Annotated in this window: 17 protein-coding genes; 7 read left to right on the forward strand and 10 right to left on the reverse strand. The window is 32.3% G+C overall.

The window, feature by feature from the left end; all coding sequences use genetic code 11:
* Positions 1-94 precede the first annotated feature (94 nt).
* From IW18_RS06910 to IW18_RS06925, 4 genes are all read left to right on the forward strand, one after another.
* Complete coding sequence (locus IW18_RS06910; protein ID WP_041516934.1) at positions 95-1789, forward strand: M23 family metallopeptidase; 1695 nt, start codon at positions 95-97, stop codon at positions 1787-1789.
* An 11-nt stretch (positions 1790-1800) separates the two neighbouring features.
* Entirely contained in the window at positions 1801-4260 is a 2460-nt protein-coding gene (locus IW18_RS06915; protein ID WP_041516862.1) for a TonB-dependent receptor, read from the forward strand.
* Positions 4257-4829, forward strand: a complete 573-nt coding sequence (locus IW18_RS06920; protein WP_041516863.1) for a hypothetical protein — start codon at positions 4257-4259, stop codon at positions 4827-4829. Before IW18_RS06915 ends, IW18_RS06920 begins: the two co-directional genes overlap by 4 nt.
* 109 nt (positions 4830-4938) lie before the next feature.
* A complete protein-coding gene (locus tag IW18_RS06925) occupies positions 4939-5661 on the forward strand; it encodes a CREC-EF hand family protein (protein ID WP_041516864.1) in 723 nt (240 codons plus the stop codon).
* Between the two features lie 162 nt (positions 5662-5823).
* Here the strand turns inward: IW18_RS06925 and IW18_RS06930 are convergent, their stop codons facing one another.
* From IW18_RS06930 to IW18_RS06955, 6 genes are all read right to left on the reverse strand, one after another.
* Positions 5824-6525 (reverse strand): DUF2971 domain-containing protein, encoded by a 702-nt coding sequence (locus IW18_RS06930; RefSeq protein ID WP_041516865.1) that lies wholly within the window; start codon positions 6523-6525, stop codon positions 5824-5826.
* 122 nt (positions 6526-6647) lie between these two features.
* A complete protein-coding gene (locus tag IW18_RS06935; RefSeq protein WP_041516866.1) occupies positions 6648-8477 on the reverse strand; it encodes an ABC transporter ATP-binding protein in 1830 nt (609 codons plus the stop codon).
* Complete coding sequence (locus tag IW18_RS06940) at positions 8474-9511, reverse strand: PDDEXK nuclease domain-containing protein (protein ID WP_041516867.1); 1038 nt, start codon at positions 9509-9511, stop codon at positions 8474-8476. Before IW18_RS06940 ends, IW18_RS06935 begins: the two co-directional genes overlap by 4 nt.
* A gap of 4 nt (positions 9512-9515) precedes the next feature.
* The gene (locus tag IW18_RS06945; RefSeq protein ID WP_041516868.1) at positions 9516-11243 is read right to left on the reverse strand and encodes a phospho-sugar mutase; all 1728 of its coding nucleotides are present in this window, start codon (positions 11241-11243) and stop codon (positions 9516-9518) included.
* 165 nt (positions 11244-11408) lie between these two features.
* Positions 11409-12365 (reverse strand): glycosyltransferase family 2 protein, encoded by a 957-nt coding sequence (locus IW18_RS06950; protein WP_041516869.1) that lies wholly within the window; start codon positions 12363-12365, stop codon positions 11409-11411.
* Between the two features lie 8 nt (positions 12366-12373).
* Complete coding sequence (locus IW18_RS06955) at positions 12374-12907, reverse strand: DUF4199 domain-containing protein (RefSeq protein ID WP_041516870.1); 534 nt, start codon at positions 12905-12907, stop codon at positions 12374-12376.
* Positions 12908-13155: 248 nt separating this feature from the next.
* Between IW18_RS06955 and IW18_RS06960 the strand changes: the two genes are divergently transcribed.
* On the forward strand, positions 13156-13410 hold the full coding sequence (locus IW18_RS06960; RefSeq protein ID WP_041516871.1) for a type B 50S ribosomal protein L31: 255 nt from the start codon (positions 13156-13158) through the stop codon (positions 13408-13410).
* A 274-nt stretch (positions 13411-13684) separates the two neighbouring features.
* The gene (locus IW18_RS06965; protein ID WP_041516872.1) at positions 13685-14860 is read left to right on the forward strand and encodes a GlmU family protein; all 1176 of its coding nucleotides are present in this window, start codon (positions 13685-13687) and stop codon (positions 14858-14860) included.
* Positions 14861-15059: 199 nt separating this feature from the next.
* Here IW18_RS06965 and IW18_RS06970 read toward each other — a convergent pair whose 3' ends face one another.
* Positions 15060-15503: a PepSY-like domain-containing protein gene (locus tag IW18_RS06970; protein WP_041516873.1), complete on the reverse strand. Its 444-nt coding sequence runs from the start codon at positions 15501-15503 to the stop codon at positions 15060-15062.
* A 200-nt stretch (positions 15504-15703) separates the two neighbouring features.
* Here IW18_RS06970 and IW18_RS06975 point away from each other — a divergent pair, with 200 nt between their 5' ends.
* A complete protein-coding gene (locus IW18_RS06975; protein ID WP_041516874.1) occupies positions 15704-17338 on the forward strand; it encodes an ABC-F family ATP-binding cassette domain-containing protein in 1635 nt (544 codons plus the stop codon).
* A gap of 60 nt (positions 17339-17398) precedes the next feature.
* Here IW18_RS06975 and IW18_RS06980 read toward each other — a convergent pair whose 3' ends face one another.
* From IW18_RS06980 to IW18_RS06990, 3 genes are read right to left on the reverse strand one after another with little or no spacing between them, the layout of a single operon-like run.
* The gene (locus IW18_RS06980; RefSeq protein WP_041516875.1) at positions 17399-18556 is read right to left on the reverse strand and encodes an ABC transporter permease; all 1158 of its coding nucleotides are present in this window, start codon (positions 18554-18556) and stop codon (positions 17399-17401) included.
* A gap of 2 nt (positions 18557-18558) precedes the next feature.
* Entirely contained in the window at positions 18559-19512 is a 954-nt protein-coding gene (locus tag IW18_RS06985) for an HlyD family secretion protein (protein ID WP_041516876.1), read from the reverse strand.
* Between the two features lie 12 nt (positions 19513-19524).
* The gene (locus IW18_RS06990; RefSeq protein ID WP_041516877.1) at positions 19525-20907 is read right to left on the reverse strand and encodes a TolC family protein; all 1383 of its coding nucleotides are present in this window, start codon (positions 20905-20907) and stop codon (positions 19525-19527) included.
* Positions 20908-21108 lie beyond the last annotated feature (201 nt).

The following is a 21108-nucleotide window of genomic DNA, read 5'->3' on the forward strand; positions in this document are numbered from 1 at the left end:
ATAGACAAATAAATGAAATTCAATCGATTGTATTTTTGTGGCTTTTTACTCGGTTTTCGCTTGTTAATTTTTTATCTTAGCAAAAATGTTACTTATGAGATTATCTTTATTTACCCTGTTTTTTTGTCATTTGATCGTTGCTCAAACTCAATATCCTAAGAATGATTTTCGTCCGCCGCTTGATATTCCCATGCAACTTTCCGGTAATTTCGGGGAGTTAAGGCCAAATCATTTTCACGCAGGATTCGATTTAAAAACTAATCAAAGAGAAGGATTAAGTGTTCATGCAATTGCTGATGGATACGTTTCGCGAATAAAGATTTCAACTTTTGGAAACGGAAAATGTATCTATATTACTCATGCGAACGGATATACCTCGGTTTACGGACATTTGCAGACTACAGTAGGTTCAATTCAGGATTATGTATTAAAAACGCATTATAAAGAAAAGGCATATGAAATTGAAATGTTTCTAAAGCCAAACGAATTGCCGGTTACAAAAGGGCAAATAATTGGGCTTTCGGGAAACACAGGATCTTCTGAAGGTCCGCATTTGCATTTTGAAATTCGTGATACTAAAACAGAATTTGTTATTAATCCGATTTTTTTCGGATTCGATAAAAATATAAAAGACACCAAAAAACCTACTATTTCCAGTGTCTATGTTTATCCAATGGATAATTCTACAGTAAATCAATCTAAACAGCCTTTGTTGTTAAATCTTGCGTTACAAAAAGATGGTACATATTTGGCAAACAAAGTAAAAGCAAATGGAAAAATTGGTTTTGGGATTGTAGCTGTCGATTTTGATGATGTTTCATTTAATAAAAATGGAGTATTTAACGTTTCAACTTTCTTAAACGGAAATCAAAATTATAATTATCAGTTCAATACCTATTCATTTGATGAAATGCGTTATGTAAATGCTCTAATTGATTATGGTCGATATAAAAAATCGGGACAACGTGTTCAAAAGATGTTTATGAAAACTCCTTTTGCGTTAAGTATTATTAAAACCGATGCGCTTAGAGGTATTGTTCCGGTTGAGCCAAATTTAGCGTCAACTTATAGAATTGAAGTTTCTGATTATTTCGGTAATTTAAATACCGTAACCGTTCCGGTTGAGTTTGACTCGGCTACACCAATTGTAAAAGCGGAACCCGTAACCTCAAAATATTTTATTAATATAAATAAAGATACCAATTTCGAAAAAGATAATATGTCGGTGTTTTTTCCTGCCGGAACTTTTTACGATGATTTTAATTTGAATTTCGATGTTAAAAATAATCGTATTTATATCCATGATGATACCGTGCCAGTTCATTCAAATTTTATTGTTACAATTAAAGATAGTTCATATCCGGAAGCGCTTAGAGATAAGCTTTTTGTAGGAAGATTTAGCGGGAATAGTGTTAGTTATAACGGAACAATGAGAAAAAGTGATTCTTTTGCGGCTAAATCAAAAATTCTAGGACAATTCGGATTGGTTTTAGATACTATTGCGCCAACAATTAAAATTGTAAAACCAATACAGGATAAATGGATTACTGGGGTTAAGAAAATTGATTTTATCATTAATGATTCATCTTCAGGAATTAAATCTTATAACGGATATTTAAACGGAAAGTGGGTTTTGTTCGAATATGAAAATAAATCAAAAAAAATCACATATACTTTTGATGATGAAATGGTTGCCGAAGGAGCAAACGATTTAAAAATTGAAGTAATTGATAATGTGGGTAATTCTGCTATCTTTGAAACTCATTTTTTTAGAAGTCAACAAAAATAAAACCAAAGCGTTTGAATAATATTAGGTTAATATTCGTTTTTCTTTTTTTATGCATTACTAGTGTTTCATTTGCTCAAAGTGCTCATGTAAAGGGAGTTATTTTAGACAATGAAAATCATCCTGCCGTTGGTGTAAATATTACTTCTTCAGGCAATGCCACGCAAACAGATAATAATGGTTTTTTTGAAATTAATATCCCTTCTAATAAAAAGGTATCATTAATTTTTACTCATATTTCGCTAAAAATGATGAGCTTGACGGTAAGTTTAAAGCCCAACGAGATTTTTGTTTTTAACCCCGTGATGAGTAATTCCGAAGAACAAATGGGAGAAGTTTTTGTTTCTTCAAAAAGTAAAAAACGCGTTCAGGGAATTACAACTGTTGATGCAGCTACAATAAAAAGAATTCCGGGTGCCAATGCCGGAATCGAGAATGTTTTAAAAACCTTGCCCGGAGTAAACTCTAATAATGAATTAAGCACACAATATGCTGTACGTGGCGGAAACTACGATGAGAATTTAGTTTATGTAAATGAAATTGAAGTTTATCGTCCGTTTTTAATTCGTTCAGGACAACAAGAGGGATTGAGTTTTACAAATACTGATTTAGTTCAAAATGTTGATTTTTCGGCAGGAGGATTTCAGGCTAAATTTGGAGATAAATTATCCTCTGTTTTAGATATTACTTATCGAAAGCCAACTCAATTTGGCGCTTCGCTCGAAGCTAGTTTACTAGGGGGAAGTGTTGCTGTTGATGCCGTTTCTAAAAACAAAAAATGGTCAGCCGTAACCGGTGTTCGTTATCGAAACAATAGTTTATTGGTCAATAGTCAGGATACTCAAACGAATTATACTCCAACTTTTGCCGACATTCAAACGAATATTAATTATGATATTTCTAAAAAATGGCAAATGAGTTTTTTGGGGAATATCTCTCAAAATAAATACTTATATCAGCCTTTAACGCGTGAAACAAAATTTGGAACTATAGATCAGCCAATGTCGCTCGCGGTATATTATGAAGGTAAAGAAAGAGATCAATATGATACTTATTTTGGAGCATTAAAAACGACTTATAAAGTGTCTTCGAGCTTTACGTTAAAATTTATTGGATCTCTTTTTCATACAATAGAACAAGAGCATTTTGATATTTTGGCACAATATCGTTTAGGAAATGTTGGTGAAGACCAAACAGCTCAAGTCGATTTTACTCGTGGAATTGGTTCGCAATTAAGTCATGCCAGAAACGATTTAGATGCATTAATTGCAAATGCAGAAGTAAAAGGTTTTAAAGAATGGAAAAATGACAGCCAATTAGAGTTTGGACTTAAATATACGAGAGAATCTATTCGTGACAGAATTGTAGAGTGGGAGATGATCGACTCGGCCGGGTTTTCTATAAATCCTCCAATTGCAGTTTTACCTCAAAATAATCAGCCTTATCAACCCTATACAGGTCCGCTTTTGCCATATCAAGATGTTCGTGCTACAAATTACAACACGATAAACAGGTTTTCTGGTTATGCACAATACAATAAAAAAACTGAAATTGGATCAAATCAAGTTTGGTACAATGTAGGAGCGCGTTTTCAGAGTTGGAATGTTTCTGGCGCTGCGGTCAATGGAAAAAATCAAATTGTTTTTAGTCCGCGTGCACAATTTGCTATAAAGCCAGATTGGGATATGGATATGATTTTTAGGCTTTCGGGAGGATTGTATCATCAGCCGCCGTTTTATAGAGAGCTTCGGGATTTAGATGGAGTTGTGAATCCAAATGTAAAAGCGCAGGAATCTGTTCATGTGGTTTTGAGTAACGATTACAATTTTAAAATGTGGAATCGTCCTTTTAAATGGGTTACAGAACTGTATTACAAATCACTTTCAGATGTAAATGTGTATTCGATAGATAATGTTCGAATTCGTTATGTTGCCAATAACAATGCGACCGCTTATGCCCAAGGTTTAGATTTTAGATTAAATGGAGAATTTGTTCCGGGAACAGAATCTTGGATTAGTTTTGGATATTTAAAAACTGAAGAAAACTATGAAAATAAAGGATATATAGCCAGACCAACAGATCAACGTTTAAAATTTGCGATGTTGTTTCAGGATTATATGCCAAATATTCCGAGTGTAAAATTATACCTGAATTTGGTGTATAATACTGGTTTACCTGGTGGAGCTCCCGCATATTCGGATCCGTATTTATATCAAAACCGATTGAATGATTATCGCAGAGCCGATGTTGGTTTTGCTAAAGTGTTTGTTGATAGTAATACGAAAACTGCAAAAGCAAATTGGTTAAAAAACTTCAAAGAATTATCTGTTGGAGTAGAGATTTTTAATCTTTTCAATAATCAAAACGCAATAACCAATACTTGGGTTCGTGATGTATATTCTAAAAATCAATATGCAATTCCAAATTACATGACTTCGAGAGTTTTTAATGTGAAAATTAATGCAAGATTGTGATTCGAATACATGAAAGAAGAAAGAAAATTTTTTACGTTCCGGGAATGATTTCGTTGGTTCTGATTTCTGTTTTATGCTTTTATCATTTTTATAAAGTAGACGCTTTTAAAGTTTATGGCTCCTTAGATATTTCTTTAGTTCCGAATAAAGAAGAATTTGAAAAGTATAAAGTTAAAGACTTAAGAAAATACAAAGATTTTGTTTTTAATGGTGAAAAAACGCAAGAACTCAAATTGCAAGAACTAAGGTTTTTTGTGCGAGAATTAGTTAAGGAATATGATACTATAAATGGAGCGAAAATTCATTTTAGTTCAAAAGCAGATTACAATACTTTTGTAAATGTTATTGATATTTTGACAGTAGAGAAGGTTCCAACTTGGGCTCCGTACAAAGATGATATATATGTATTAACGAGTACTAAACCAAAACATAAACAAGATCATAGGTTTATTTGTGGAACTATTGCTTATTCAAGAGAAAACACGCTTCGAATGGAGGAAGAAAACAAAAAAAAAGAACTTCACATTTTTCAGGTTTCTTTTTTGAGAGAACAATGGATTCTTTTCTAGGTTATCTTGGGATTGTGTTTCTCAACATCTTTGCCCTAGTAAAATTCAATAAAAATAAATAATACAATCAAAAATACTATATTTGATATTCTAAATATAATTCGCATACATGAAAAATTCCTTAAAATATATAGCCTTAGTAATCATCGGGACATTAGTAAGTTGTAAAGATGAAGCTCAGAAACCTAAAGTAATTTATGATGCTGGTAGTAAATCAAATGTTGTTGCAAAAACAGATTCAACACAGATTGAGATTGCTGATTTACCAATTCAGATGGAAGGAACGAATTATTTAATTCATCCGGTAGGAGATTTGCGCGTTTTCGAAAAAGGTTCAAAAGCACGTTATGGTTCTTCAAGTGTAAACGATGTGAGTTTTACAATCTCTAATTTGGGAGAGTATGAGATTACTGGTTATTTACAAAACTTGAAATTTCAAAAAGTAGATTCAGATTCTATTCGACCTTTATCAGATAAGCCTGTTTTAATCTTAACAGCGACTTATTTGAAGACTGTTGCCGATAGAACTCAGAATAAAGTAATGGTTTATACCCTAACGGATTCTGATACCAATAAAGATGGTAAAATCGATACTAGCGATATTAAAACATTGTATTTAAGCGATATTAGCGGAGAGCATTTTACTAAAGTATCTGAAGATCTTCAGGAATTAGTAGATTGGAGTTTAATTGAATCTAAAAATCGTTTGTATTTTAGAACTATTGAAGATACGAACCAAAACGGACAATTTGATAAAAACGATGTTTTGCATTATAACTATATTGATTTAGGTTCTAAAAAATGGGAAGTTAAAAGTTATAAACCTATTTAAGGTTCTAAGCTACTAAGATTCTGAGTTTCTAAGATTTGGAATCAAAAAGAAAAAGCTGTTTAAAAATTAAATCAATTAATTTTTAAACAGCTTTTTCTTTTAATCCTTATAATCTGTGGCAAAAAAAACTCAGCAACTTAGTATCTCAGTACCTTAGCGTCTTTATATCAATATATCACTCTCTAAATCTGATTTCTCGATTTCAAATCCAAAACCTAAACGCTCTACCAATTGAATAACCAGTTTTTTGTACCAGTTTTCGGATTTTGGATGAATGTAGATTTTTTCAATTAATTGTTTTAGATCGACATTGATTTTTAAACCATCATTTAGTTTTACGGTACTTTTTGAAGTGTCGGTAATAATACGGACTTCGCGCTCGTATTGAAAACTTTTTCGTTTAAATAAAAATGGGAAAAACAAATCGTCAAACGGAATGTATTCTTTTTTATAGTCGATGTAATTAACTTCACCAATATATTGGTCAAAATTATTCTCCGGATTCAGTGCTTTTTGTAATCTGCCAATCGTCGATTGAATGGCTAATCCTTCGCTGTTTTGAGTGAAAATTTGCCACATAGCAAACGATTCATATTCGTTAATGTGCCAACTGCTTATAGCTACTTGTTCGCGTTGCGTTTTGTAGTATTTTAAAAAGTCGGGATTGTCGATGGCAAGTTTTTTAATCTCCTCAAAAGTAGGTTCGCTAAAAGTGCCTTCGTATTGATCTTCAAATTTGTCAGAACGAGACATGAATAATTTCTTAGACATTAGTAGATCTAGAAATTTTGACAAGTCCAAGTACTTCCATACAATTGTATCTGGGTCATCTGGAAGTTTTATGTTCGGATTGTTAAGATACATTTCTTAAAGTTTTATATTAAAATTAAAAAAAAATGCCACAGATTTCACGGATTAAAATGATTTATTTCAATGTTTAAAAAAAAATCTGTTTAATTCGTGTAATCTGTGGCCGAAAACTTTATTTAAGATTCAAAAGATTGCATGGTTACTAATTTGTTGTAAGTACCGTTGCGAGCAATTAATTCGTCGTGAGTTCCTTGTTCTACGATTTTTCCTTTTTGCATCACTACAATTACGTCTGCTTTTTGGATTGTTGAAAGACGGTGCGCAATTACAATCGAAGTTCTGTTTTGCATCATATTCTCTAGGGCAATCTGAACAAATTTTTCGCTTTCAGTATCTAGTGCAGATGTAGCTTCATCCAAAATCATAATCGGAGGGTTCTTCAATACAGCGCGAGCAATAGATAAACGTTGTTTTTGACCTCCAGAAAGTTTGTTTCCGCTATCACCAATGTTAGTGTAAATTCCTAAAGGTAATTCGTTTACAAATTCAAAAGCATTAGCGATTTTTAGAGCTTCGATAATTTCGTCGTCTGTAGCGTCTAATTTTCCTAAGGCAATATTGGCTTTAATTGTGTCATTAAATAAAATACTATCCTGAGTAACTAATCCCATTAAGCTGCGTAGAGACTGAAGGTTCATGTCTTTGATGTTAATTCCATCAATCGAAATCGTTCCGTCATTTACATCATAAAAACGAGTCAATAAATTAGCAATCGTACTTTTTCCACTTCCTGATTGTCCAACAAGAGCAACAGTTTGGCCTTTATTAATTTGAAGAGAAAAGTCTTTTAAAACTGTTTCGTTTTCATATTTAAAGTTGATGTTTTGGATGCAAATATTGTTGTCAAAAGTTGTCTTTTCTATTGCGTTTTCTTTAGAGACAATTGGATTTTCTTGTTCTAGAATTTCAAGAACACGTTCAGCAGCGGCATTTCCTCTTTTTACTCCGTAAGAAGCTTTAGAGATTGCTTTTGCAGGAGTCAAAATATTATATGCTAATCCCATATAAGCGATAAATTTAGCTCCGTCTAGGGTTTTGTCAATTAAAACCATTTGACCTCCATACCAAAGTAAAATGGCAATTACTGTAATTCCCATAAATTCACTTGCAGGAGAAGCTAAGTTTTGGCGATTACCAATGCTGTTTGATAATTTAAAAAAACGTTCAGTTGAATTCTGGAAAACAGTATTGAAGTAATTTTCAGAATTGTAGCCTTTTACAACTTTTAGTCCACCTATAGTTTCTTCTATAGTCGATAAGAAAGTTCCTTGTTCTTGTTGTGCTTTTGAAGATTGTTTTTTAAGTTGTTTTCCAATTAAAGAAATTATATAGCCAGAAACGGGAATAAATATAAAAACAAATAAAGTCAATTGTGGACTGATGATTAACATCGTAGCTATTGTAAAAATAATAGTTAAAGGCTCTTTTACTATAAGTTCCAGAATTGCCAAAAATGAGTTTTGTACTTCGTTTACGTCGGCAGAAATTCTTGAAATTACGTCTCCTTTTCTTTTTTCAGAATAAAAAGCCAAAGGCAGTTCAAGTGTTTTTTTATACAATGCATTTCGCATATCTCTTAAAACCCCGTTTCGTAAAAAATTAATAAAAAACATAGCTAAATAATCGGCTAAGTTTTTCAGTAAAAAGATCGAAATTATGATCGCGACCATTACGGATAGAATATAACCAGATTCGTGTGTACCTTTTGTTGTGGTAATGTAGTAGCTTAAATAATCTTCGCCGTATTTTGGGAGTTCTAAAATTCCTTGAAATACTGGTTTTATTCTGTTTTCTTTTGTTTTATCAAATAAAACCTGAAGCATTGGTATTAAAGCAACAAACGAAAGTGTACTAAAAAGGGCGTATAAAACATTAAAAAAGATGTTTAAGTAGGCGTATTTTTTATACGGATATATAAAAGGAACTATTTTTTTGAAATTACTCATTTATTATAGATGTTATTTTCTGCTATGGCAATGGCTCTTTCGAGTTTTTCTAGCAATAATTTTTTTTCTGGTAATTGGGTTAAATAAGCTGAAACTTTGATTTGTTCATCATTGTCAAGCATTAAATAATTAATTTGTTCAGGCGATTTTTCACTGCACAAAATTAATCCAATTGGTTTATTTTCGCCTTCTTTTTGTTCGTTTTTCTCTAGCCAACGTAAATACAGTTCCATTTGACCTTTATAACCGGCTTTGAATTTTCCGAGTTTTAAGTCAATAGCAACCAGTCTGCGTAGGCCGCGATGATAGAAAAGTAAGTCGATGTAGAAATCTTCATCATCAATTGTTATTCTTTTTTGGCGAGCAAGAAAAGCAAATTCGCTCCCCATTTCGGTAATGAAATTTTGTAGTTGAGCTAAGATCGAACTTTCTAAATCTTTCTCGGAATAGCTGTCATGAAGTCCTAAGAAATCTAAAAAATAAGGATCACGAAAAGTTAAATCAGGACTAATTTGTTTTTCATTTTTTAATGAGGCTAAGTCATTAAGTATGGTTTGTTCAGGTTTTTTACTAATGGCCGTTCTTTCAAAAAGCATACTGTCAATGCGTTCTTGTAAGGTTCTGACGCTCCACCTTTCATGAATACTCATTTGAATGTAAAACTCTCGTTTTATATTGTTTTCAATATTTAGTATTGAGTATAAATGTGACCAACTCAATTGTGCAGACACTGTCTGCACAATTGTAAAGTCTTGAAATACTGAGCTTAATTTTATGAAGCTATGTATGTTTCTTTTGCTGAATCCGGTTCCATATCTTTTTGATAATTCAAGGCTTAAGCTTTGTATTGTTTTTTTTCCATAATCAGCTCGGTCATTTTTTAGGATTTCCTCATTGATTGTTTTTCCAATTTTCCAATACAAAAGCGTTAATTCCTGATTAACTGTTTTGGCAACAAAATGACGAGTTCCGTCTATTAGTCCAATTATGGAATCTAATAGTTCAGGTTTGTTATTGTCAATTTTGTCACTCATTATTTTACTTCAATTGCATTCCTGCAATGATCTTTTGTATTTTTTCGTCTAAGAAACTTTCGGCGGCATCAAAATTTTCAACAGAATCTAATTCTGCATTAACACTAATGTAAAATTTAATTTTAGGTTCAGTTCCACTTGGTCTTGCACAAATTTTAGAACCGTCTTCAGTATAATAAATCAAAACATTAGATTTAGGAATATCCATTGTCGATTCTTCGCCAGTCAATAAATTCAAAGCAATTGATGATTGGTAATCTTCGACCATAATTACACGTTGACCGCTAATTTCTTTCAAAGGATTTTCGCGTAAATCAATCATCATCTGATTAATTTCCTGCAAACCTTCCATTCCTTTTTTAGTTAAAGAAACCAGGTATTCTTTGTAAAAACCATTTTCAACGTAAAGTTGTAAAAGTTCTTTGTAAACACTGCTTCCGGCTGCTTTTGCCTGAGCTGCAACTTCGCATATTAATAAGGTAGCAGCAACAGCATCTTTATCTCTAACAGCATCACCAACCATAAAACCAAAACTTTCTTCTCCGCCACCAATAAATTCAAGTTCCGGAAAGTCTTTAATCATTTTGGCAATCCATTTAAAACCAGTCAAACCAACTTTGCATTCAACGCCATAGCTAGTTGCTAGTTCCATCATCATTGGAGTAGAAACGATTGTAGAACCTACGAATTGTTTACCATTAATTTTTCCTGCTTTTTTCCATTGTTTCAATAAAAAAGAAGTCATTAAAATCATGGTTTGATTTCCGTTAAGCAAAATCATTTCACCTTCATTATTTCTAACCGCAACTCCAAGACGATCACAATCAGGATCAGTTCCAACAACAATGTCAGAATGAGTTTTATCGGCCAAAGCTAATGCCATAGTTAGTGCTTCAGGTTCTTCAGGATTTGGAGATTTTACCGTTGGAAAATTTCCGTCAGGAATTGCCTGTTCAGGAACAATGTGAACATTTTTATAACCAGCCTGTGATAAAGTGTCAGGAATAGATTTTATCGAAGTTCCGTGCAATGAAGTAAAAACAATTTGTAAATCATCTTTAGCTTCAGCCGGAGTATTAAAACTTGCGTTTTCGATTGATGATTTTATAAAAGCTTTGTCAATTTCTGTGTCAATATATTGAATTAGGCTTTCGTTGGCATTAAATTTAATTTTATCGTAACCTAAGTTTTCGATAACATTAATAATTGCAGCATCTTGTGGAGGCACAATTTGTCCGCCATCTTCCCAATATACTTTGTATCCGTTATATTCCGGTGGATTATGAGATGCTGTTAATACGATTCCGCATTGGCATCCTAAATATTTAAGTGCAAATGATAATTCGGGAGTTGGTCGTAAATCAGAGAACAAATAAACATGGATTCCATTTGCCGAAAAAACATCAGCAACAACTTTTGCTAAAGTGTTACTGTTGTGACGACAGTCATAAGCGATAACTACTTTTAAAGGTTGATTAGGAAAAACTTCATGTAAATAATCTGATAGACCTTGTGTGTTTTTACCAAGTGTATATTTGTTGATTCGATTATTACCAACGCCCATAACACCGCGCATTCCACCAGTTCCAAATTCCAGATTTTTATAAAAACTTTCCTCAAGTTCTTTTGGAGAGGTTGTCATTAAGTCTTTAACCTCGGCTTGAGTTTCGTCATCAAATGTAGGTGTCAGCCATTCGTTTACAGCATTCAGGATATTCGGTGCTATATTCATCATTCGTATGTTTTATATTTATATTAAAATAATAATCAATTTTGAGAGCTTTTTTAAGAGCTTATTCTTGCTATGTCGCTATATTCCCGCTTAACAAAAACTACGGCTAAAAAACCTTGTTTTTTTAATCGGAAGATATCGCTGTAATCAGGTTAGAACATTGTGTTAAAAATTAACCTCGCGGGCAACTTTATAACGTGCTTCGTTACTTTTAGTTCTTAAAATAATCTCACCAAGAAAACCTGCCAAGAATAATTGAGTTCCTAAAATCATAGTTGTTAAAGCAATAAAAAACCAAGGATTACTTGTAACCAGATTATATTTCATTCCGTTATACATATGGTATAATTTTGAAACTCCAATATATCCAGCTGATAAAAAACCAATGATGAACATTAAAGATCCAATGGCACCAAATAAGTGCATGGGTCTTTTTCCGAATCGGGATAAAAACCAAATAGTTATTAAATCAAGAAAGCCGTTTATAAAACGATCCATTCCAAATTTTGTTTCACCATATTTACGAGCCTGGTGAATAACTACTTTTTCGCCAATTTTGTTAAAACCGGCATTTTTTGCCAAAACAGGAATGTAACGGTGCATTTCGCCCGAAACTTCTATGTTTTTTACTACAGTATTTTTATACGCTTTTAATCCGCAATTAAAATCATTCAGTTCAACTCCCGAAGTTTTTCTTGCTGCCCAATTGAATAATTTTGAAGGAAGATTTTTTGCCACAACAGAGTCGTAACGTTTCTTTTTCCATCCGGAAACCAAATCAAATTTTTGAGCCGTAATCATTTCATACAAACCTGGAATCTCATCCGGGCTATCTTGTAAATCGGCATCCATAGTAATAATAACATCACCTTGTGCTTTTGCAAAACCAGCATGCAAAGCCTGAGATTTTCCGAAATTTTTCATAAAACGAATTCCTTTTACGTTAGGATTTTCTTTTGAAAAACTTTCGATAATATTCCAAGAATTATCTGTACTTCCATCATCTACAAAAATGATTTCATAAGAGTAATTGTTAGATTGCATCACTTTAATAATCCACGTGTAGAGTTCTTGTAGTGATTCCTCCTCGTTTAGAAGCGGTATAAGTATAGATAAATTCATTTATATTTTTATTCTTGTGTAGTAGTTTTGCTTTTGAAAAATGCAGCCAAAATTAATCCCAAAATCGAGTAACCAACGATACTGAAAATTAATGCTTTTAATAGTTCTAAAGTAGAAAAAGGACTGTTTTCTTTCATTTTGGTTAATGCTTCGTTTATGGCAGAAGATGGAGTTCCGAATTTTTGTAAAGTTTCGGCCATATATCTAATAAGTAAATCATTTAAAGTTGCTTTTGCTTCTGGGTCGATTACATTAAACAATACAATGTTGAAAGTAGTTGAGATTGCAAGACCTATTATAGTAGCTATAAAAAAAGTGGTAAACGCATCCTTAAAAGAGAAAAGACCTTGGATTTCTTTTCTTGTTTTTGTTAGTAATAAAATACCAATTACTAAATAGATAACAAATGTTAGACCGCCAATCCAGCCCGAAACAAATAGTTTAAGGTCTATTGCATACATGGTTGCAGTAATCAACGCTAAAACAACACCTAGTACAATACCATAAGTAATCCCGTTCTTTTTTATAACTTCATTAATCATATTTCTATATGTTTTAAAATTAATCCACAAATATAGCAATTCCCAATATAATGAGAGAGAAAAAAAGCTTTTTGAATTTTACTAAAAAAAGTGTGCTAAATGTTTGTTTATTAAAAAAGAATTGTAAATTTGCACACTCAAAAATAATTAAATTTTTAAACAAAAAAGAGTACCGTTTGTTTACACCTTTTTCTAACCATGGAAAAGCTTCAAAATAAAATTGCTCTAAACAATAAATAAAAAGAAAGATGAAAAAAGGAATCCACCCAGAGAATTACAGATTAGTTGCATTTAAAGACATGTCAAATGATGACGTTTTTATCACTAAATCTACTGCAGATACAAAAGAAACAATTGAAGTTGACGGAGTTGAGTATCCAGTTGTTAAAATGGAGATTTCTAGAACATCTCACCCTTTTTACACAGGTAAATCTAAACTTATCGATACTGCAGGACGTATTGATAAATTCAAAACTAAATATGCAAAACACGTTAAAAACTAATAACTGTTTTTATTTATACAAAAGCCTTCCAGTCGGAAGGCTTTTTTTATGTATTTTTTTAACTGGATAATAGCTACGAATTCACGAATTGAATCTGTGAAAATTTGATCTTTAAAATTTTTACTTTTTGAATTTAATAAATAAAAAATTCGTGGCGAAAAAGTGCATTTTTCATTTTGAGAAGAAACAGGTTTAATGAAACAAATAAAATATTTGTAACTTTGACACTGATAACCAAATCAAGATTTTAACAAGTATCAAATTTTTATTATTTATGAATTACATTCTTTTTGACGGTCCCGTCCGGAATGCCTTATTGCCTTTTACTTTTACAAGACCAGTTGCTGATATTTTAATAGGAATCATGACGATTCGCCAGAAATGGGAAGCACGTTTAGGATCGACCATAACAACCATTACCGAAGATTACTTGTCTGCCAAATTTCCCATGGTTGAAATGGAAGAAAATGTAATGATAAACGCAGCATATTTGCCAAATGATAAGCTTGCGGATTTGGTTTCTGATTTAAAAGAAAACCAAGCGATTTTTAAAGGTGATGATGTAATTGCTTTTTTTACAACAGAAAATCAAGAAGAAGTCGATTTCGATTCGTACGAAATTATACAATACAATGACGATTGTTTGACGGTTGAGCATACTTGGGATATTTTTTCTAAGAATGATGCAGCAATTCGCGAAGATTTTAATTTTTTAACAGAAGATAGAAAATCACAGCCAATTCCAAAGAGTGTAAATGTTATTGCACCCGAAAATATTTTTCTTGAAGAAGGAGCAAAATTAGAGTTTGTGATATTAAACGCTTCAAGCGGACCTATATATATAGGCAAGAATACTGAAATTATGGAAGGAACAGTAATTCGTGGGCCTTTTGCTTTGTGTGAAAATGCAGCGGTAAAATTAAATGCCAAGGTTTATGGAGCAACAACAGTTGGGCCAGGATCAAGAATTGGTGGAGAAGTTAAGAATTCGGTTCTTTTTGCAAATTCAAACAAAGGACACGACGGATTTTTAGGTGATTCTGTTTTAGGTGAATGGTGTAATATTGGAGCTGATAGTAATAATTCTAACCTAAAAAATAACTACGAAGAAGTGAAATTGTGGAGTTATGAAATAGAAGGTTTTGCAAAAACAGGACTTCAGTTTTGTGGTTTAATGATGGGAGATCATAGTAAATGCGGAATCAATACGATGTTTAATACCGGAACTGTAGTAGGAGTGAGTGCTAATATTTTTGGAAGTGGTTTTCCTCGCAATTTTGTTCCAAGTTTTTCTTGGGGTGGAGCGGCAGGTTTTACAACTTATGTTACTAAAAAAGCTTTCGAAACTGCAAAATTAGTAATGGGACGCAGAAATATTGATTTTGACGAAACGGAATCGGCAATCTTAGAGCACATTTTTGAGGAAACAAAAAAATGGAGAAAAGATTAATTAAGTAATTAGTCAATTTGAAAATTAGATAATTTAATAACCCCGAAAGATTTTTGAAATCTATCGGGGTTATTTTTTAGCCACAGATTAGAGGATTAAAAAGATTTTTTTGCAAAGACTTGAAAAGAATAATCAGTGAAAATCCCTTAATCTGTGGCTAAAAATAAAATATAAACTCTTTGTTAGTTTGAAGTAAATACTATTTATCGATTTTAGTAAAATCTCCTTTTAGGTTAAATTTTAATTCTAAACCGTTGGTTAGCTTTGTTTCGTAACCATAAGTTCCTATTTCTATTTTGGTGATTTTTTCTTTAGGGAAATTTGTTTTCACGTACGAAGCAATTTTTTTAGGAATAATAGAATTTGGGATCTTAGAGTTTTTGCCATCTACTTCTTTCCAATTTCCTTTTTTATCAAATTCGATTTCAATTTTACTGTCATATTGCACTTTGTATTCTGTAGATAGAATCTCTTTGTCCTGAAGTATGTAGCTAGGATTTTTTGATCCAAAATGTGTTTTCAGGAAAGTTTGTGCATTTGCGGGTAAAGCTTCTTTTTTAATTACAGTTTTTTGTGCATTTGCAGAAAGTCCAAATATTAATCCTGCAAGTAGACAAATAGTCAAGTTTAATTTCGTTCTCATATTTTGCTGGTTTTTAAATTCTTATACAAGATAAGGTTAAAAATTGAAAATATGTAAGAATACTGTTCTAAATTAGAAAAACTCAGACCTCAGTAATCTAAATAGTATTGTCTAATACTCTAATTAATCTATCTTTGCACCACGAAAAAAAGAGGTGGTCAACTAAACGATTAACCGATTAAACAAATTCACAGAAAGTAATGATTACAGTTAACGATATTTCGGTTCAGTTTGGTGGAACTACATTATTTAGCGATGTTTCTTTTGCTATAAATGAAAATGATAAAATTGCCCTTATGGGTAAAAATGGTGCGGGAAAATCGACACTTTTAAAAATAATTGCTGGTCAAAGCAAACCTTCTACCGGAAGTATTTCGACTCCAAAAGATGCTGTAGTAGCTTATTTGCCTCAGCATTTATTAACAAAGGATGGTTCGACTGTAATGGAAGAAGCTTCAAAAGCTTTTGGTGAAATTTTTAAAATGAAAGCCGAAATTGATGAAATCAATGAGCAACTTACTGTTCGTACAGATTATGAAAGTGATGCTTATATGAAATTAATCGAAAGAGTTTCTGACTTAAGTGAGAAATTTTATGCGATTGAAGAAGTAAACTACGAAGCTGAAGTTGAAAAAATATTAATTGGTTTAGGTTTTGAGCGCGAAGATTTTTCTCGTCAGACTTCTGAATTTTCTGGAGGATGGAGAATGCGTATTGAGCTGGCTAAAATTTTGCTTCAAAAACCAGATTTAATTTTACTGGATGAGCCAACCAACCACATGGATATCGAAAGTATTCAATGGTTAGAAGAGTTTTTAATTAATTCTGCGAAGGCAGTTGTTGTAATTTCGCACGATAGAGCGTTTGTAGATAATATTACAAATCGTACTATTGAGGTTACAATGGGAAGAATTTACGATTATAAAGCTAAATATTCTCATTATTTAGAACTTAGAAAAGATCGTCGTGTGCACCAACAAAAAGCATACGATGAGCAACAAAAAATGATTGCCGATAATAGAGCATTTATTGATAGGTTTAAAGGAACGTTTTCTAAAACAGATGCGGTTCAATCTCGTGTTAAGATGTTAGAGAAATTAGTTATCGTTCAGGTTGATGAAGTAGATAATTCGGCATTAAAATTAAAATTCCCAGCAGCAGCACGTTCAGGACAATATCCGGTGGTGGTAAAAGATTTGTCTAAATCATACGGAGATCATGTTGTTTTTAAAGATGCTAATATTGTGATCGAAAGAGGACAAAAAGTAGCTTTTGTGGGTAAAAATGGTGAAGGTAAATCGACAATGATCAAAGCCATTATGAAAGAAATTGGTATTGATGAAGGAAGTGTTGATATTGGTCACAATTCTCAAATTGGATATTTTGCTCAAAATCAAGCGTCATTATTAGATGAAAATGCTACTATTTTTGAAACTATTGATAATATTGCCGTAGGAGATGTTCGTACTCAAATTAAAAATATTTTGGGAGCCTTTATGTTTCAGGGTGATGATATTACCAAGAAAGTAAAAGTGTTATCCGGAGGAGAAAAAACACGTTTGGCAATGATTAAATTATTGTTGGAGCCAGTGAATTTATTGATTCTGGATGAGCCTTCGAATCACTTAGATATGAAGACTAAAGATATTATTAAAGATGCTTTACGCGATTTCGATGGAACTTTAATCTTGGTTTCTCACGATCGTGATTTCCTTGACGGATTAGCAACTAAAGTTTTTGAGTTTGGTAACAAACGTGTAAAAGAGCATTTTGAAGATGTTGCCGGTTTCTTGGCACATAAAAAAATGGATTCTATGAGAGAGATCGAAAAGTAATTTTTTACTTCAAATATATAAAGGCATAAGAAATTCTTATGCCTTTTTTATGTTTTAAAGTTATGCTTCTTTTAGAACGCTTTTCTTCTTAAAATATAGAGCAGTATAAGCCGCGATGGAACAAACTAAACCTATAATAATCATATTCCAGATTGGTTTGGTAGTTTGCGAAAAAGTTCCGTTTTCGATAATTAATATTCTGAAAGCTTTTAGAAAATGAGTTAACGGAATTACGTTTGCAATCGCTTGAACCGCTTGTGGCATCTGACTTAAGGGCCATGTAAATCCGCTTAATATAAAACTTGGCGTCGCAATAACCATTAAAATTTCGGTCGCTTTTAATTGACTTGGAACAACTATACTCACTAAAATTCCGATAAAGGAAACTGAGATAACAAATATTCCCGCGATAAAAGTAAGCGGAAGTAAATTTTCGTAAAAAGGAAGTCTAAACCAAAAAGTAAAAAACCAGTAAATAAGCCAAACGCCAAAACTCATAATCAAGTAAGGAACGATTTTTACCATTAAAAGTTTTAGAGTAGAGGGGCATCTTTTTACTAAATCTTTAAAAGTTCCGTTTTCGAATTCAGAGGCAAACGAAAGTGCCAAACCTAGCAAAAGAACTTGTTGCAGAACTGTTGCTAAAACTCCTGGCCAAAGAAAATACATATAATTAGTGCTTCGGTTGTATTTTTTTATGAAAGTTGTTTTAAAAGGTTCATATTGCGACATGAGTAAATTTTCGGGAACACCTTGTTTCCTTAAAGTTTCAATTTGTACACCCGCTTTTAATGTTCCAAGACAAACCTGAATTGCGGTTGAGGCGTAATTTGCCGTTAAAACATTAGATGTGTTTACAATAGTTGTTATCTCAGGATATTTTTTTGTTAAGGTCATTTTTTCAAAACCCTTTGGAATGATAACAACACAAGTAGCTTCTTTTTCGATAGCGATTTGCGAGAGATTGTTTTGGTCGTATAGAATCGAAGCAATATGAAGAACTTCGTTATCCTCAAACATTTGAATCGCTTTTGAGCTCATTTCAGATCGATCCTGATCTACAATAATAATTGGTAAATCTGTCACTTTTCCTTTTCCATAAACGTAGCCTAACAAAACGCCGTAGAGTATTGGTGCTCCAATAAAAAGCAATCGGAGGACTTTGTTGCTCCAGAATAATTTGAATTCTCGTTTAAGTAATGAAAAAAAATCTTGCATAATTAAAGAGATAAAGTAACAGTTGTTTTCGTAATCAGATCTTTTGTTTCGTTGTTGCCGGTTGGTGTTATTTTTATTTCAAATAAACTTTCCTGCATTTCATAATCCGGATAAGCAGTTGCTATGTTTCCATAAGCACCCAATTGTTTTATTGTAGTAACGGTTCCTTTTACATCTTCTTTTTTGTACGGAACATGAACTGTAACTTCTTGCCCTTTTTTAAATTTACCTAATTGTTTTTCCGGTATTGTAAAACGGAAATAGGCACTGTTGGCAATATAGCCGTTAAACAATGTATAACCGGGCAAAGCCAGTTCGCCAATGTTTAAAGTAATAGTTTCAATGCTCATTTCTTGCGGAGCAATAATATAGCGTTCCTTGTCTGCAGTTTCCACTTCCTGTAAAGCTCCAAGAGCTCTGTCTTGCTGTCCTAAAGCCATTGTTTGTTGTTCGATTCGAGCTCCTTTTTTAGCATCGTCAAGTTCTGCAATAACAGCATTATATTGGGCTTGCGCGCCTTGATATTTGGCAAAAGTTTCGTCGTAAGTTTGTTGAGATATTAAGGAATCTTTTAGCATATTAGTCAATCGCTTAATCGATTTTTGAGCAAATTCATATTGTTCCTTCAATCCCATTTTTTTAGCTTCAAGCTGTTTAATTTGGTTTTCGGTCGCGCCTTTTACAGCCATTTTATATTGTGCTTTTGCTGATATTACGGCTCCCTCAGCTTGACTTTTTTTAGCATCAACCTCTGGAATATCAAGAATAGCAAGAGTGTCTCCTTTTTGAACGATGTCTCCTTCTTTTACAAATATTTTTAAAATTTTGCCGGGAATTTTACTCACAACAGCAATTTGTTCTTTTTCTATTTTCCCCTGAATCAAATCGTCTTTTTTTGGTTTTTCACATCCAATAAAAAAGAAAAGTATAGTGATGATGATTATTGCTTTTTTCATAAATAGAAATTTTTATTTGGATAGTTTATTAGATAAATCACCAGTGGTAATTATGGTTTCGATTGCAGCCAATCGTTGTTCGATTAAAGTAGTGGTTTTGTTAACAGATGCTTTATAAGAATCGTTTTCGGCTTCAAGACGTTCAGATATATTGATAAGACCTTCTTTGTATTGTTTTATTGCGAGATTCAAATTATTGTTGGCTACTTTTTCCTGTTGTTGTGTAATGTCAATTTTTTGAGTTAATACACTATAATCAACCAGATTTTTTTCTAGAAGTAATTCCAGTTTTTCTTTCGTATCGTCAATTTGATTTTGTACTTGTTCGATATTTATTTTGGCTTCATGAACTTTGTGTTTTCTTTCAAATCCCGAAAAAACCTCCCATTTCATAGCGGCGCCTACGACCCAATTGTTACTTATAGTTGCTTCATTTAACCCTAAATATAAAGCCTGATTAATACCCGTAATTATTGGTGTTGTGGCATTAGCATTAAATAAACTCGAGTACGAAACTCCTCCAAATGCTCCTAAAGTAGGCAAGTAAGTTCCTTTTTCTTTTTTTAATAAATATTCGTAAGCGGTTTTAAAAGATTCTAAAGCTTTTATTTCTTGTTTGTTTTGTGTGTTTAATTTTTCATCTGTAATTAAATACGGCGTTAAATCGTAATGAACATTTTCTATTTCAGAAATAGAATAGCCAGTTAAGTATTGTATTTTTTTATACACTAATTTTCTTTTTCCTTCTAGTTCAATTTTTTTGGAAGCTAATTCTAGCGATGCCAATTTAATTTTGTCCCTATCATACGGAATTGCGAGTCCTTGTTCTATCGCTCTTGTAACACGTTTAGTTTCGGTTTCTAATCTGTTTTCGCTTTCTTTGATTAGTTTATCAATTTCTTTTAATAATTCTAATTGGTCAAAAGTATTAATGACGTCTTTGGTAATCTGATCTTTCTCAGATTCTTTTAAAAACACAGTTCCTTTTGTTTTCTCTTCAATTGCTTTGGCTCCGTTTGGAATTTGCATTCCGCTAAACAAAACCGTTTTTGCCATAACACTCCCGTTAAAAATGTTTCCATAATTTTTAAAAGCCGTTTTTCCGTCAAACAAAGGATAGTTTACAATAGGAATGTTAGCCGTTGGTAGATCAACGGTTAGTTTATTATCGAAATAAGAGTAAAGGGCAGAGGCTTCAACTGTTGGAATATATTTATTCCAGATTCCTTTTTCCTGAAGATTTAATTTTTCAATTTCCAGATCTTTGTTTTTTAGAGAAGTACTTTTTTCTATGGCTTTATGAATCGCGTCCTCCAGAGTCGAAGAAACTTCTATTTGACCATATCCGTAGGTTAAAGAGAGGAAAAAAAATAAAATAGGTAAATGTTTTTTCATTGCAATTCTGTATCTAAAGTATTGAATAAATTGTATGGCTAATTTTGTAAGGTGTAAAAAGAGATTTAACTCTATAAAAAGCGGGTATTTACAAAGTTAAAAATATTAATCTTACAATAGTATGATACTGATTAGGAAAAGATTAAAATTTTTTTAGTATTTTATAGTAGGAAAATACAATGTTTTGGAAAGTTATTATAT

The sequence above is a fragment of the Flavobacterium hibernum genome (genome assembly GCF_000832125.1).
GTDB lineage: Bacteria > Bacteroidota > Bacteroidia > Flavobacteriales > Flavobacteriaceae > Flavobacterium > Flavobacterium hibernum.

What these genes read in the sequence shown, in the direction of transcription:
- IW18_RS06945 (WP_041516868.1), bottom strand. Translation starts at nt 11,243, where the DNA reads ATGAATATAGCACCGAATATCCTGAATGCTGTAAACGAATGGCTGACA.
- IW18_RS06960 (WP_041516871.1), top strand. Translation starts at nt 13,156, where the DNA reads ATGAAAAAAGGAATCCACCCAGAGAATTACAGATTAGTTGCATTTAAA.
- IW18_RS06990 (WP_041516877.1), bottom strand. Translation starts at nt 20,907, where the DNA reads ATGAAAAAACATTTACCTATTTTATTTTTTTTCCTCTCTTTAACCTAC.
- IW18_RS06910 (WP_041516934.1), top strand. Translation starts at nt 95, where the DNA reads ATGAGATTATCTTTATTTACCCTGTTTTTTTGTCATTTGATCGTTGCT.
- IW18_RS06970 (WP_041516873.1), bottom strand. Translation starts at nt 15,503, where the DNA reads ATGAGAACGAAATTAAACTTGACTATTTGTCTACTTGCAGGATTAATA.
- IW18_RS06965 (WP_041516872.1), top strand. Translation starts at nt 13,685, where the DNA reads ATGAATTACATTCTTTTTGACGGTCCCGTCCGGAATGCCTTATTGCCT.
- IW18_RS06985 (WP_041516876.1), bottom strand. Translation starts at nt 19,512, where the DNA reads ATGAAAAAAGCAATAATCATCATCACTATACTTTTCTTTTTTATTGGA.
- IW18_RS06975 (WP_041516874.1), top strand. Translation starts at nt 15,704, where the DNA reads ATGATTACAGTTAACGATATTTCGGTTCAGTTTGGTGGAACTACATTA.
- IW18_RS06925 (WP_041516864.1), top strand. Translation starts at nt 4,939, where the DNA reads ATGAAAAATTCCTTAAAATATATAGCCTTAGTAATCATCGGGACATTA.
- IW18_RS06930 (WP_041516865.1), bottom strand. Translation starts at nt 6,525, where the DNA reads ATGTATCTTAACAATCCGAACATAAAACTTCCAGATGACCCAGATACA.
- IW18_RS06950 (WP_041516869.1), bottom strand. Translation starts at nt 12,365, where the DNA reads ATGAATTTATCTATACTTATACCGCTTCTAAACGAGGAGGAATCACTA.
- IW18_RS06935 (WP_041516866.1), bottom strand. Translation starts at nt 8,477, where the DNA reads ATGAGTAATTTCAAAAAAATAGTTCCTTTTATATATCCGTATAAAAAA.
- IW18_RS06980 (WP_041516875.1), bottom strand. Translation starts at nt 18,556, where the DNA reads ATGCAAGATTTTTTTTCATTACTTAAACGAGAATTCAAATTATTCTGG.
- IW18_RS06940 (WP_041516867.1), bottom strand. Translation starts at nt 9,511, where the DNA reads ATGAGTGACAAAATTGACAATAACAAACCTGAACTATTAGATTCCATA.
- IW18_RS06955 (WP_041516870.1), bottom strand. Translation starts at nt 12,907, where the DNA reads ATGATTAATGAAGTTATAAAAAAGAACGGGATTACTTATGGTATTGTA.